Raw genomic sequence first — 14,850 nt, 5'->3', positions numbered from 1 at the left:
CAATGATAAAGGATTTTTTTTGTTTTATACCCAGCTCAATTCATGAGTAATGAGTAATACATCGATTATTCATCACTTATCATGGGTCATCCATTACTTACCACTTTTCAATGGTAACCGGACAGCACACACTCCAATGGTCACTCCGCAGGAGTCTCTGCAATCCATTATTTTCTTCAACTCAATCCCCACAAAGTACCAGATTCAAACTGGAGCTCTTCTAACTTTAGATTTCACTTAATTATTTAAGTATCAAAAGCTTTAAACTCATATTAACGATGTAATATGTTCTGATTTAAAAAATATTAAAAAGATTTGGTTGCTTTTATTAATAGATTTGGCATAAATAATTAATGATTGTATATTAATTTAATAATAATTACGTTATTTGTTGAAATATCTTGTGATATTATTAAATATATACCAAATCTAATTTTTATGAGAAAAACCATTTTTAAGGTTGGGCTGCTCCAATCCTTATTCTTTTTCAGTGGATTGTATGCACAAAGTGATTCAACTAAAGCGTCAAAGATTGATGAAGTAGTTGTTACAGCTTATGGTGTAAAAAAAGAAAAAAAAGCGCTGGGATATTCTTTCCAGGATGTGAAAGGACAAACCCTTGTCGACGCCAAAGAAAATAATGTTACCAATGCATTGGCAGGAAAAGTTGCCGGGTTACAAGTGATTAAAGGAAGTTTTGGACCAGGTTCTTCCTCCAAAATTAACCTGCGGGGGTTTAATTCGTTTACAGGAGATAATCAGCCTCTTATTGTGGTAGATGGAGTTCCGTTAAGTAATAGTTTAGGATCAAAGGCTAAGCAGAATGGAAAGGATTCTAATAACGATTTCTGGAATCCGGATCTTGATATGGGTAATGGTTTAAGTGATATCAATCCGGACGACATTGAAAGTCTTTCTGTTTTGAAAGGTGGTGCTGCTTCTGCTCTTTATGGTTCCAGAGGTGGAAACGGTGTTATTTTGATTACTACAAAAACCGGTAAAAGAAAAGGCGGATTAGGAATTACATATTCTACAAGCTTAGGTTTTGAAAATATTTTTATGAAACCTGATTTGCAGCATAGTTTCGCACAAGGAAGTAATGGTTTGGTCAATCCTACGGGGACCGACAATACAACATCCTGGGGACCGACTTTTGAAGGTTCAAATATGACAGTCCACGATAACTTAAAAAGCTTTTTTAAGACAGGAACTAATTCTCAGCATACATTGAGCTTTCAGGAGAACATTGGTGAAGGATCAAGCTTGTACACTTCTGCTAATTATTTAAGCAGTAATAGTCAGATTCCGAACTCAAAATATGAGAGGTTCAATTTTATGGCGAAAATGAATTCTAATTTTGGGGCTAATAAAAGATGGACTACTGAGGTGAAAGCTCAGCATATGAGTGTTAAAGGTACAAACAGACCCTCTGCAGGGCAAGGTGACGGGAATTACTACCCAGCAATCCTTCTGATGCCTCAAAATGTTGATATAAGAGATTATCGTGAGGGGCAGATGCAAAATGGAGTGACATCGCGCTGGATAACTTCCAATGGAATTAATCCCTATTGGACTGCTTATAATGCATTGAACGCTGATAAAAAAGACCGGTTTTTATTAAACGGTTATCTTAAATATCAATTTAATAACTGGCTGAGCGCAGATGTAAGATTAGGAACGGATTTCTATTCCTTAAATACGGATGCCAGGGTTTGGACGGGATCCAGACGTAATAATTCTTACTCTACCGGTCAGGAAAAGTTTTATGAAAATAATTATATCATAAGTCTTAATGCTAAAAAAGATGATATTGTTGGTAAATGGGGAGGATCGCTTTCAGTTTATGGACAGATGATGGAAAGCAGGGATAAAGCATTATATTTTTCCACACAAAATCTTGTTGTTGCCAATGTTTTCAGTACGTCTAATACGAGTGATCTTGCTTCTGTTACAACAACCGAAGTTGATATGTGGAAAAAAATTAATTCAGTATTTGCTGCTGCTGAAATTAATTATGACGGATATTGGTTTCTGAATGCTACGGCAAGAAATGATTGGTCTTCTACTTTGAATATAAATAACAGGTCTTATTTTTATTCTTCTGTGAGTACTTCATTAGTTTTGACAGATATGCTGAAAAAATTAAATGGTACTACTTTAAATGCCTTAACATTTGCTAAGCTTCGCGCGGCATACGCAGCTACAGGAAATTCTTTACAACCCCAACAGTTATATAATACCTATACCGCTTCCACAGATCCAAGCGGACATGTAGTGCTAACAAGAAATAAAATTCTTTTTAATTCAGATCTTCATGCCGAGAAGCTTAAAAGTTTTGAAGTCGGTGCAGATATGAAGTTTTTTGACAAAGTCTCTTTAGACATAAGTTATTTTAGTAATAATGCGACAGAGCAACTGATAGATTTACCAATAAATCCTCTTTCCGGATATGAGAAAAAGAAAATTAATTCAGGAGGCTTGCATAACAAAGGGTTTGAATTCGTAATGAATACGGATATCTTTAAGAAGGAAAGCTTTGTGTGGAATGTCAATGCCAATTTTTCAACGTTGAAAAGCAACATCGATAAAATTGATGGAATTGTTTCAAAATATCCTTTATCAGGTTTTGATAACGTTGCTTTCTTCGCAGAAGTAGGAAAACCTTACGGAGCCATTTACGGAACAAAATTCTTAAGAGTAGAAGATACCAGCAGTCCTTATTACGGAAAGTTGATTGTGGATCAAAACGGATTACCGCAGGCAACGCCTGATCAATATTATTTAGGAGATCAAACCCCGAGAGCTTTGTTTGGCTTTACAAACAGTTTTGTTTATAAAAATATCGGACTTTCATTTTTAATTGACGGAAGAATCGGAGGTAAATTTTTCTCTGCAACACAAGCTGCATTACAAGCGAACGGACTTGCTGCAGACACCGCGCCCGGAGGAAAACGTGATAATATGATTTTGGATGCCGTAGTGGAGGGAAATGGCGGTTATACAGCAAATACAAAAGAAATTACTCAACAGGATTATTGGGGAGCTGTAACATCCGGAAACTTAGGAATTACAGAGCAAAACATTTATGATGCTACCAATATTCGTTTAAGAAATATTCAGCTGACTTATAATTTTCCTAAAAGTATTTTCCAAAAACTAGCCTTACAGAGTGCTAAAGTAGCTTTTACGGCCAATAACGTATGGATGATCTATAGTAAAGCCAAAGGAGTCGACCCGGAATCTGTATTCGCAATTAATTCTAATGCTACAGGATTTGAAAACCTCGCTTTTCCTACTTCAAGATCTTATTTATTTACAATCACTTTAGGTTTTTAATTAACAACTGAAACAATGAAAAAATATATCTTATCATTTTTTACGATTGGTTTACTATGTACTTCATGCAATGATTTTGAAGACATTAATAATAACCCGTTTGCTGTAGACGCTAATAAGGCAGAACCCGAATATTTATTAAATAACTCAATTCTCGGTGCCCAGCAGGATCCTAATATTGCAGAACGTGTTTTTGTTTTATACTGGAAAACGGCAGCAAGACAGCACTTGACAACCGGAATTGCAGGTGGAACTTACGATGATTCCTGGACTTCCGAATACTGGAAATACATTTCAGATTGGCTGAATAATGCGAATGCAGCCATTCAGTTGGCTAATGAAAAAAAGGCAGCCGGGCAGGGAAAACCTTATTATGACAATGTTATTCAGGTTTCCAGAATCTGGAGAGCTTATTTAATGAGTGAATTTTCGGATAATTTCGGACCACAACCTATTCAGGCTTTTCAGGGAACGAATCCTACTTTTAATTCTGAAAAAGAAGTGTATTATTTTATCTTGGAAGAATTGAAAGATGCAGTCGCAAAAATGGACACAACCCAAGGAGTACCATCCAATAAAAACGCTTATGATATGGTGTATGGGTTTAATTGGACTCAATGGGTAAAATATGCCAACTCTATGAGGATGAGAATTGCCATGAGAATTGCCGAAGTAGATCCCTCAAAAGCAAAAACAGAATTTGAAGCAGCGGCAAGTTCAAATATGTTTATTGCTACAAGTGCAGATAATTTTAAAGTTGCTGAAAAACCGGGATGGGATGCGCTAACAGGTGTAATGTCCAGAGAATGGAACTCTCAAATTTTATCAGCAACCCTTAATAATTTATACATTGGCCTGGGAGGAGTAAATTCTACAGACCAATTACCAGCAGCTCAACATACACAGGTAAAAGCATCTGATTATATTGGTATAAAATATGATCAACAGTTCACCACAATGACCAACGATCCAAGTGCAGGATACTGGCTGGACGGATTACCTAATAAAATTGATCCCAGAGCCTATAAGACATTCTATATTCCGGGGGATCTTACAAGCCCGGTTTACTCATTGTATCCTACTTATACCAACCAGGCAACTACCAATCACGGAGATCTTACTTTTGAAGACAATTCTAAAATAACAATAAATACCGTAAATACCTGGAACGCCTATACTATTGGAAATTGGGGAGTAAAAGGACAGAGAAACGGCTTAAGAAATGTAGTAGGATGTATGCCGGCTTTAGGTAAGCAGTACAGGGAAAGTAAGAATGCAAGAATATTTTTTGCAAGCTGGGAAACCTATTTCCTTCTGGCAGAAGCTGCATTGAAAGGCTGGACCGTTCCAATGAGTGATGAAGCTGCTTATAATAAAGGAATTCAGGAAAGTTTTGTTTATAATGGAGTTTCACAATTCTATGGTCAATATATTGCTTCAACAGATTATAACCGTGACGGTACTTCTGTTTCTTACAGTCATATTACAGAACCGGGAGCAAGCCACACCATGAAATATAAAGATCCTGTAACCGGGAACTTGGTCTCTGTTGAAATTAAATATCCTGTGAACACCATTTATAAGAACGGATCGGTAAAAAATGATAAACTGACAAAAATTATTACCCAGAAATATATTGCCAATATGCCTTGGCTACCGTTAGAATCCTGGAATGATCAGAGAAGACTTGGGCTGCCGTTTTTTGAAAATCCAGCCATCGAAACTCCATTGCCCAACCTTCCTAATCTGAGCTCAGGGAACTATATGACAAATTCTATTCAGAATTTCCCTCAGAGATTAAGATATCCAAGTACTTTCAGAAATACGGATCAGCCTGGATATGATAAAGCTGTACAATTACTTGGTGGTACAGATGCTGTCCTGACACCTCTTTGGTGGGCCAAACATTAATTAAGTTTAAATACTAAAAAGCAATCCTTTTCTGATTTTGAAAAGGATTGTTTTTTTAGATACAAATGGACTGAATATCTCTTTAATGTATTGTTCAATTTCTGCTAAAAGTACTGTATGGATTAGCCTAGGAGTTTTAATTGGCTCCAATGGTAAAAACAACCTGTGTACTATAAGCTGTCGCAGGAATTGTCACGGAAACGCCGCCTATTTCCAGCTGTACATTAATGCCTGAATAATCTACACTGTTACTAAGTCCTAGAACTCCGGTAAAAGTAATTGTTGAAAGGGTTGCGGCATTAGCTTGCGGTATTTCTATATAATTAGCCGTACCGCCATTAATTGTAGCCGTACACAAAACACAAAGGCCATTGATTGTTGCTGTACCGCCACTTCTTTTTGCATAAAGTTTCAGAGAGCTGTTCCAGGAAGTAGGAGCAAGCTGCATGCTGATTCTTGCTCCGGAACTTGTGAGAAGATTCAGAAAAGATCCGGGTAAATGGCCTGATAATGTTAATAGACTGGGATTGTTGTAAGTTCCGGCATAATTAGTTCCGGCTTCTGTAATAGTGGGTACAGTTGCAGTCCAGCTGGTTCCCGTAATATTTATGGTTTGTCCATTAAGATTAAGATTGCTTCCCATTATTAAAATAATAACGCATAGAAATCTTTTCAGGGATGATTTTATGATGGGATTTTTAGTGTTCATTTTCGGTTTACTCTGTGATGGTGTAGGTGATGACAATAGCTGTATTAGCCTGTGCTGCTAAATTCGCATAAGTATTTGTGGCCAGTGAAATGGTGAGTGCATGTCCGTTATTGGCACCATTCCCTGTATAAGCTCCTCCAATACCACTAATAATTGTAGTTGGAGTGGTAGTAAGGGTAACCTGTCCTGCAGATGTTCCCAACGTTCCTCCACCGGCTCCGGATGCTGCTGCGGCCTGAAGTCTTATATTGACTCCTGCTATCACTTTATTCACAGAGGCTGTAATTCTTCTGGTAAGTCCGCTGGGAGAAATGGCAGAAGTATAGTTGATCCATTTTGATGTATTGGGAGTTGGTGCTACCAGAGCATTTCCAGCCTCGGTAGGAGGTGTGAAATTTAATGTAATACTTCCTGTAGGCTCAACATCCATTAAAGTTACTACAGGCAGTGTTAGACTGACAGTTGTACTTGCGGTCTGAGAATAAACAGAACCGGACAAAGCACACAACGCCATTAACAATATAGAACGGATTAGCATCATCTCTTCTTTTTTATTTCATTATATCCTACTTTTAAGGATTCCTGCTGGTACTTGATTTCTACCTGCTGTTTGACAACATTGATCATTATTTTCTTTGTTTCCGAAGGCTGTAAAGTAAATATAAATTTGTCCGTTGAAATTTTATAACGCTTATCCAGTCCATTTCGGTAAACCTTAACAGTCCAGTCTCCCGGACGCAGATAGGTGAAATCAAAATCTTCTCCTATGTAGCATACTTTGCGGAAAATCTGATCATTATTGGAAGCTTCTACAATGATACTTTCTTTTTTCTTCTTTCCTTTGGCAGATGGCAGCTGGGCAAAATCATTTTGATCTTTATCTCCGGTTTCCAGGAACTTAACATGCCCCTGAACAGTCGCCGCTGTTGTTAACCCGAAATTAAAAGTATTTTCCTTATTAAGTAATGAAAGCGCTGCAGGAAAAGTCTGGGTTGGAATATCATTGATTTCTGTCGTGGAACGGTCTATTTCAAGAAAATAGTTGCCGGGAACAACATTTTTAAACATATAATTTCCATCCTTATCCGTAACAGACAGATAACTTCCAAGCATTAATCTTATTCCTTCTGTTTTTTTTAATCCTGAGCTGCTGATATTTCCGGACAGTGAAATATACTCGGCAATTTTCTGTACAGGAATGTTGGGGCGCCACGTATAACGCATGGAAAATATAAAATCTTTATCTCCGATTTCTCCTCTTTGTAGTGAATACCTTCCGGAAAGATCAAGTTCGTTTCCCGGAAACAGCTGCTGATGAAAAAGAAGCTCAAACAGATTTCTGTCTTTAAAATATTCCTCGGGCATGTAATTGTTCTGATAAAAGATACTTAAGCTGGTCTTATTGGAAAACTGACTGAAGATTCTCGCTCCGTAATAAAGATTTCTCTGGTTTTGAAGCTGATATCTTGAGCTTATAGCATAACTTCCGAAGATGTTAAATGACGTTCTGAATTTTTGAAATGAAAGATTCGCAGAATAAAAACTGGAATTTCCACTAAATCCGGTCAGATAATTATCTGTTTTACCGAATTGTCCATCCAGATTGACCTGGAAAACTCCTATTTGCTGATTAATACTCACCTTGAAATAACGTTCGTAATAATCAAACTGTTTTGGTTCCAAACGGTCTTTATAAGTTTGATACCCGTTATTCAGGATGATGGAACCAGTAGGAATATATTTGTATTGTACCCCATATTGAAAATACTTTCTGTAAGGGGCAGCCAGTAACAATGTATCTCTCTGGAAATTTTTGGCATCCTGCATATAATTGGCAAATACGCTGATTTTTTTGGTGATGTTATAATAAATATTACCATTAAAGGTAGTGGTATTGGTAAAATATCCGGCAAAATCAGGGCTGGCTCTCATATACATCAGACTTCCGTTTAATTTTTTAAATACAGCTTCTGCCTGTAATAAATAAGCTGTTCCATCAGTGTTCTTCGTTGTACTATATGCCAGTTCTCCGGAAAGATTGATATTTTTTGACACTTTGAATTTTCCTTTAGCATATGGTAGATGAGCATCTGAATCAAGTCTTACATCTCCAAATCTGATTTCTTCCTTCCTCGGAGTTTTGTAGAGATAGCCTACAGAAATTTCGGACTCTCTCCGGATTTTAAAAGCTGAATACATATTAAATTCATCTTTAATATCTCTGAAGAATCTGGGATGATTGTAGAATCCCCCAAAGCTTACTTTATTAAAATCATAGCGGATTTCTGCCCCACGGCCATATCTTGCAAATTCTGTAAGATAGGACGAAGAATAGGTTTTATCACCAAGATGAATAAACAATTTATCCCTTTTATAATTCACAAAATACTCTTCATATTGGGTGAATGTATTAAGTTCTACAGGATTGTGTGTAACCGCTCTAAATTCGATCTGGTTTTTATGATCCTTATCCAGTGTTCCTTTACCATGGATTTCACCTTGAAAACCATCATTATAAACTCCCATATTCTGCATTCCGATAAAAGATAGGGAGAGGGCAACAGGAAGTCTGTGATAAATATCGTTTTCAGATGGCTTTACTGAAATTACCTGAGTAGTTGCGTAGACATCCTGAATTTCTTTGGGATGACTCTTCGGGTATACCGAAAGATTTAGGTTCTGAAATTCATTTTGGCTAAGTTCAGGACTTGTCACTTTGTGAATCGTAATAATTTTTGATTCATTGGGTGCAAGAACCAGGGATGATTCGTTATCAACTACAGCATTTTTACTTTCAAGAACAATGCTTTCTGTAACATTACCATTATTTTTCAAAAGGAAAGAAGCACGTATTGTTTCTCCTGCCCTCACAAATTCAGGGGTATTCAACGCAGTAACCAAAAGCTTTCTGCTTCCGGAAACTACGATTTTTGAATTTTTTGTAAATGTTGTTCCATTACTGCGGTCCATAATGTTCAGAGTTACAGAATAAGTACCCTGTCCTGTTTCTGTTGCGATGCGTAGAGGAACCAGATACACTGATGTTTCATACGGAAGAATCTGAAATTCTCCTTTTGCTAAAATAGGATTAACAGAGGAACTTGATGTGACAACTGAAATATCATATGTTTTGGTTTCCTTCGAATTATTTTCTAAGGTGAAGGGAATAGAAGTAGACATTCCCGGCATTAAACTATCTTTTTTACTGATCAACCGGTTGGGTTGCTCCTGGGAAAAAATAAATACCGGGAATAGTGATATGATAATAAATAAAGTCCAATTTCTAATCATTCTTTACTTCTAATTCCACATTGAGAGCAAAAGCATTCTCTTCTTCATCCGTAGCTATAATAGCTGCTTTGTATTTATCAGGGGGTAATTTACTGATATCAATGTAAAATGTTTTGGAGGTGTCTGGCAAAAGACCCATGGTTAAACTCGAATAAGTTCCCACTTTTTCACCCGTTTTGCGGTTATAGATTTCAATGGAAGCTGTAGGTTTACAGTAAAGATTGCCATTATTGGCTATTGCTACCTTTACAGTTTGTTTTCCCTCTTGTTTTTCCACCTTTACACTTTCAAACTTAAGGTCCGGCTGGGCCTTTTCTGTTTCAAAATCTGTAATGACCTGAATGGCATATCGTATAACAGAAGTAATACTTACTCCCGGCTTACCGTCGCTGGGTTTTATCTCTTCTACCGGCTCTACAATAATCACACTCCAATAACTTCCCGGATCCATTGCCTGATTGGGAACCGTTATTTCATAGAATATCTCAGTCTTTTCTTTACCTTTAAGCGTAACAAGATTGGTATTAAGCTTCAGCCATTCTCCATTACTGCGTTTATTGGTACGTAATACTGTATAATTGATGGTTCCATCGGCATGGTAGGTATAATCCTGTAAAAATATTTTTACACTTTGAGGGTTGCTGCCTGTGTTTTCAATAGCAACTTTTCCTTTATACACCTTTCCGTTTTCTATTTTGTAAGAATGCGTAAGCCCGTTGAGAATCACAATACCGGCATGTAAAAAGCTGAACTGCAAAATCAGGGTGATCAGGATAAGGATACGCTTTATCATGATATTAGTTTGGAGTTAAAACATTAATAATACAAAACCAGGAAGAAACTGAGTAACAATTTCTCCTTGCTTTTGAAGGACAGTTATAGAACCTTATTTAAATTCTAATTATCGGATATCGTATAAGTAACAGTAGCTGCTACAGTGGCTGTTGCCTCTAAATCTGCGTAAGCTGCTACGCCTCCGGGGCCGCTTCCTGCAGCGATTGCATAGGTAAGATTGTGACCGTTATTAGCTCCGTTTCCAGTGTAAGCACTCCCAATTCCAGAAATGATTGTCTGGTCAGCAGCGCTTAATGTTAGTAGACCTGCAGATGTTCCCAGTGTCCCGGCTCCTGCTCCTGTGGCGGCAGCAGCAGTTACCTGAAGATCTACTCCAGGAATGATAGCATTCATTTTTACACTTACATTACGGGTAGGATCTGCCACAGATTTGATAGAAGAATAATTAAGCCACAAAGTCGTGTTGGCTGCAGCTGGAATAATGGGATTTCCTGCTTCAGTAGGTGCTGTAAATCCAAGGGTAATATTTTTTGTTGCTGATGGCTCAATATCTACCAATGCAACTTCGGGAATAGAAATGGTAACCGTATGGTTATCTGTAGCGAGGTCTTGGGCACTCAGATTCCCGCATAGAGCAAACGCAAATAAAGACGCTGCAATAGTTAAATTTAGTTTTTTCATGACACTGTTAATTAGTAAAGTGAAGATAATAAAATTCAACATGTTTTGAAAAAAATATACCACAAATTTTTTATAACTGCTTATTTATCATATGTAATGCATTATAAGATGAAATAACTCAAAAAAATACTGCAAACTTTGTGCAGTATTTTATCAATATTATAAGCGTTTTTAAGCCCAATGCGGATCAGAAACGGAAACTTTTCCGGTTTCTATTCTTCCGGCAAAGTGCCACAGATGATCGTTTAATTTTAGCTTCAAATCATACCAGCCTTTATATTTATCAAGATCAATAATGATTTTTTCTTCCGTTTTTTGTACAGAAACTGTTCTTTCGCTTCTTGTATAAAGATCTTCCAGACGGATGGAAAAATTTTCCTTTTTATGATTTCTGATGATTAATTCAATCTGATTTTTTGAGGCCATATTCGTCAAGATCACCTCTGTTTCTGCAGTTTTATTTCCCTTAAATTTTCTGAAAAAGCCATTGGGACCGAAAATTTCATAATCATAAGCTCCCGGATGCACAGTATGGGATAGCGTTTGCTTTGCATATAAAGCATATGAAAAATGATAATTATTATTGTCGAATTGAGTTCTGTCATATACCAAAAGCGGAACTCCATTCTCTTTTAAATTGGTCATTTTTATCTGTTCCCCTTCCAGATTGACATGGAAATGATAGGGCAGCGGATTGGATGGTTTCAAGCCTCTTTCCTGAATATCAAGTAAATTTTCATTCAGTTCATTTTCCGAATACCATTTCAGGTTGGGAACCGGTTTATTTTTGGCAGCATTGATGGTTTTAGCATAATCCTTCTGATCAAGATAATCCATCTGAGGAACTTTTACACTGGAAGAATTGAAAGCCGATGTAAGATCACCGCATACTGCTCTTCTCCAGTCGCTGATATGGTCAACATGAACATTCTTTTTGAATTTTTTCATAATAAAATTCTCCAAAAACTGCAGTACAGAAGTGTGATCCGATACTTCAGAATTGACAAAGCCTCCTTTCGTCCAGGGAGAAGCGATGATCATAGGGACTCTGTAACCCAATCCGACAGTTCCTTCTACTTTTTCATAGCTTTTCAAAGAAGGATTGCTCATATATTCCTGAGTTTTATCCACATATTCCACCCCTTCTTTTCCGTTCATATCAACAGGCTGACTTGGATTTACCGGTGGGGCAAAAGGAAGTACATGATCAAAATACCCGTCATTTTCATCGTAATTGATGATGAAAATTGTTTTTTTCCAGGTTTCAGGATCTTTGGTGAGAATATTCAAAACCTCAGAAATATACCAGGCTCCGTACCATGGTGATCCCGGATGATCAGAAAAATGTTCCGGAGCTACCAGCCAGGAAACCAATGGAAGCTTTTTCTCTTCCACATCTTTACGGAACTGGAATAATACATCACCCTCGGGAACGACAAGCCTTTCACCATTTTCATCTTTTCCGATCTCCAGTTTCCAGTAATCAGGATCATGTACATTGGTGGTGAAAGCTTTTTCGTGCAGGTTTTTCTCTTCATTTGAAAGTTTTGAATAATTGTCAGGATGGTACTTCACCTGATCTTCCTGAACTTCAGCCAGCATGGCTTCCAGTCTTTTTTTCTGATCAGGATCTTTTTCAATTTCCTTTTTCAGATAGTTTATGATATTGGGAATGTTTTCATAATATCCTTTTGAAAACTTAACATTGAATCTTGAAAACCACTCAATCGGGTTATCTGTAAAATTACTTAACCAAGCCTCCTGCTCGCCGGACATTCCTTTTGGAAGACTGATTTCGTTCTGATAAATTCTCCATGAAACATTCTGTTCTTCCAAAATCTCAGGGAAGGTTTTCCATTTGGCCTGTCTTGCTTTATCATAGTCAATGTTTTCATTAACAACATTGGCTTTTACTTTTCCGTTTTGCTGTTCCCTTAATGTTCCGGACCAAAGGAATAGCCTGTTGGGAGTTGTTCCGGTGAGTGAAGAGCAGAAATACTGGTCGAATATGGTAAAGGCGTCTGCCAGCTGATAATAAAACGGAAGGTCTTCACGGTTGTAGTATCCTAAGGTTAGCGGGATATTTTTATAATCTTTATTTCCTGAGGCTTTTGCCTGAAGCCACTGATCGAATTTCCCTTTGTTCAGTGCTTTCTGCTGATCTGCCCATGAATGAGGCAAAGAGCTCATCCAGGTAGATTTTGTATTTCTTAAATCCAGGCGGGCGGGAGAAGCATATTTCCCTTCGTCATTTTTTTGGAAAAAAACGGAATGTCCATCCTGTTTTACAAAAGCTCTTTTATCTAAAAAGCCCCTTACTCCCTTAAGAGCGCCAAAAGCATGATCAAATGAACGGTTCTCCTGCATCAGGATCACAACATGTTCTGCATCATAAAATGTAGACTGGGCAGCCGGATCAATGGCTAAAGCTTTTAAAATGGAAGGATGCAGAACTCCTGACGTTCCTAATCCTGCTAATAAAAGACTTGATTTTTCTAAAAATTCTCTTCTGTTCATGTTCAATCGTAATAAGAAAGAAACCGCAAGTTAATAGGATTTTCCTGCGGTTTCTTTGTTTTTATATAAAAATAATCAGATTTTTATTGTAACCACCAGGGTTTGGAGTTGATATTATCATTTCCTCCGTACTGAGCGTTTAAAGCAGCTTTTAAATTATTGCTGTTGTAATTATATTCAGACTGCGGATATCTGAACCTGAAAGGCGCCGGAACTCCTGTTTTTAAAGGATAATTTGGATAGCCAGTTCTCAGATAATCATAATAAGAAGTCCACTGTGCCTGATGGAACATCGTCATGTATTTTTGAGTCATGATCTTTTCGAGCTGTGTCTGTAAAGGATCAGCATCATTATACACTACCAAAGGAGTTGCAAGATATTGGTTTACATCAAAGCCTGAGAAATATTGTCCCGGATTTTTTACATAAGTCTGATAAAAATTGAAACTGGCCTTAACAGCATTGTTGTAATGTGTTTTGGCAGATCCGGAAATCCATCCTCTGGCCGCAGCTTCAGCCAGGATAAACTCAAGTTCTGAATAACTTAATACAGAAGCAGGTTCGTTAGTAGGGTCTTTATAAAAACGGTCGTTTACTTTAGAAATATTTTTTGCAGTGATCAAAGCAGCATTATCAGAATAGGAAGAAGTAGGATTTCCTCCGTTATATCCTGTGTAATCTGTAATTGCTTTTCCGGCTTCCTTCGCTCCGGTAGTTTGTGCCGCAAAGGTGAACAGACGCGGATCATGCCTGTCTTTGAACATATTGATAAAATAATCTGCCATATACAAACTAGAACCATATCCACTGTTGTTAAACATGGTGTATCGGCTGTCTGCAGCATCAGCAAACTTAAGTTCACCGTTATCAGCAATGGAAGTCATGATAGACTGGCTTCCTGCAATGGAAGCAAATTCTGTAGCGATATTATAATTGCCTACTGTGGTTTTTTTAGATAAAGTAATAAGAATTTTCAGGCGGAAGGAGTTGATCAGTTTTTTCCACTTTAAAGCATCTCCGTTGTATACAATGTCACCTTCAATTTTATCGTTGGTATTAATGAGATCATTGGCTTCTTTGAGCTCTGATAAAATTCCGGACATGATGGCTTCCTGTGAATCATATTTAGGCTGTGTAATTCCGGATTCACCTTTGGCTGCTTCAGAATAAGGAGCACTTCCGACTTTTAAACTGATATTGAAGAAATGATAGGCTCTCAAGAATTTTCCGATGGCCAGATAATTTTTATTTCCTCTTTTCTCTGCTTCCTGCATCATCTTCCCTGTATTTAACAGCCCTTTGGTATAAACTTCAAAAGAAGCATCATTCCATTTCATATACTGATATGAATTTTCACCATCGGTACCAATCATCATCCTTGAGGCATACATATTATCTCCATTTACCTGGAAAGTGTATTTTTCTACGTAGGTCAAAAGGTATTTAGGATCAATGCTGGCCTGGTCATTAGGATTTTCATTGATGGTATCAAGGTTGGATTCGCATGAAGCCAAGGTAAGGAATCCTGCAGCAAACAGAGATTTCATCAGCCATTTTGCCGTTTTACCTTTTTGCGCTTTCATTTTGTTTATAGTATTTTTCATTGTCTT

The 14,850-nt window shown here is 37.4% G+C and carries 9 protein-coding genes; 2 read left to right on the top strand and 7 right to left on the bottom strand.

What is annotated here, in order from left to right; genetic code table 11:
• Positions 1-438 precede the first annotated feature (438 nt).
• Complete coding sequence (locus AC5YGI_RS09170) at positions 439-3,336, top strand: SusC/RagA family TonB-linked outer membrane protein (protein ID WP_496168052.1); 2,898 nt, start codon at positions 439-441, stop codon at positions 3,334-3,336.
• Positions 3,337-3,351: 15 nt separating this feature from the next.
• Positions 3,352-5,247: a SusD/RagB family nutrient-binding outer membrane lipoprotein gene (locus tag AC5YGI_RS09165; RefSeq protein WP_446104730.1), complete on the top strand. Its 1,896-nt coding sequence runs from the start codon at positions 3,352-3,354 to the stop codon at positions 5,245-5,247.
• 136 nt (positions 5,248-5,383) lie between these two features.
• Here AC5YGI_RS09165 and AC5YGI_RS09160 read toward each other — a convergent pair whose 3' ends face one another.
• From AC5YGI_RS09160 to AC5YGI_RS09130, 7 genes are all read right to left on the bottom strand, one after another.
• Positions 5,384-5,956, bottom strand: coding sequence for a hypothetical protein (locus tag AC5YGI_RS09160; protein ID WP_454512025.1), 573 nt, complete (start codon positions 5,954-5,956; stop codon positions 5,384-5,386).
• A 7-nt stretch (positions 5,957-5,963) separates the two neighbouring features.
• Positions 5,964-6,497 carry a hypothetical protein gene (locus AC5YGI_RS09155; protein ID WP_446104732.1) on the bottom strand — a complete coding sequence of 178 codons (534 nt, stop codon included), beginning with the start codon at positions 6,495-6,497 and terminating at the stop codon, positions 5,964-5,966.
• On the bottom strand, positions 6,494-9,247 hold the full coding sequence (locus AC5YGI_RS09150; protein ID WP_496168051.1) for a COG1470 family protein: 2,754 nt from the start codon (positions 9,245-9,247) through the stop codon (positions 6,494-6,496). Before AC5YGI_RS09150 ends, AC5YGI_RS09155 begins: the two co-directional genes overlap by 4 nt.
• Complete coding sequence (locus tag AC5YGI_RS09145) at positions 9,240-10,040, bottom strand: WxL protein host-binding domain-containing protein (protein ID WP_330744030.1); 801 nt, start codon at positions 10,038-10,040, stop codon at positions 9,240-9,242. The genes AC5YGI_RS09150 and AC5YGI_RS09145 overlap by 8 nt, the downstream gene beginning before the upstream one ends.
• A 104-nt stretch (positions 10,041-10,144) precedes the next feature.
• Positions 10,145-10,723, bottom strand: coding sequence for a hypothetical protein (locus AC5YGI_RS09140; protein WP_330744028.1), 579 nt, complete (start codon positions 10,721-10,723; stop codon positions 10,145-10,147).
• A 171-nt stretch (positions 10,724-10,894) separates the two neighbouring features.
• A complete protein-coding gene (locus AC5YGI_RS09135) occupies positions 10,895-13,240 on the bottom strand; it encodes a phosphocholine-specific phospholipase C (RefSeq protein WP_496168050.1) in 2,346 nt (781 codons plus the stop codon).
• Between the two features lie 83 nt (positions 13,241-13,323).
• Positions 13,324-14,844: a SusD/RagB family nutrient-binding outer membrane lipoprotein gene (locus AC5YGI_RS09130; RefSeq protein WP_496168049.1), complete on the bottom strand. Its 1,521-nt coding sequence runs from the start codon at positions 14,842-14,844 to the stop codon at positions 13,324-13,326.
• Positions 14,845-14,850: the final 6 nt, after the last annotated feature.

The organism is Chryseobacterium sp. CS3K3.1 (assembly GCF_059515165.1).
This window is presented reverse-complemented; position numbering and strand designations above follow the sequence as displayed.